The organism is Kribbella swartbergensis, from assembly GCF_054784135.1.
The window spans coordinates 1-506 of the sequence record NZ_BAAGPM010000072.1; the positions used below are offsets into that span (position 1 = coordinate 1).

At 66.0% G+C, this 506-nt stretch carries 1 protein-coding gene; it reads right to left on the reverse strand.

What is annotated here, in order from left to right; translation table 11 throughout:
• A partial coding sequence (locus ACYVOK_RS35880) for an EF-Tu C-terminal domain-related protein (RefSeq protein WP_460667078.1) occupies nucleotides 1-506 on the reverse strand: 506 nt, incomplete at both ends.

Here is a 506-nt window from a genome sequence, read left to right on the forward strand (position 1 = left end):
TGGCGATCGGCGCAATCAGCGTCACTTCCATGGTGATGTTGTCGCCCGGCATCACCATCTCGGTGCCCTCAGGCAGCGTCACCACGCCGGTCACGTCCGTCGTGCGGAAGTAGAACTGCGGACGGTAGTTGCCGAAGAACGGCGTATGACGCCCGCCCTCTTCCTTGGTCAGGATGTAGGCCTCGGCCTTGAACTTCGTGTGCGGCTTGATCGAGCCCGGCTTGCACAGCACCTGGCCGCGCTCCACGTCCTCGCGCTTCGTGCCGCGCAAAAGCACGCCCACGTTGTCGCCCGCCTGGCCCTGATCGAGCAGCTTGCGGAACATCTCCACGCCCGTGACCGTCGTCTTCTGCGTGTCGCGCAGACCCACGATCTCCACTTCCTCGCCGACCTTCACGATGCCGCGCTCGACGCGACCCGTCACCACCGTGCCGCGGCCCGAGATCGAGAACACGTCCTCGATCGGCATCAGGAACGGCTGGTCCACCGGACGCTCCGGCTGCGGG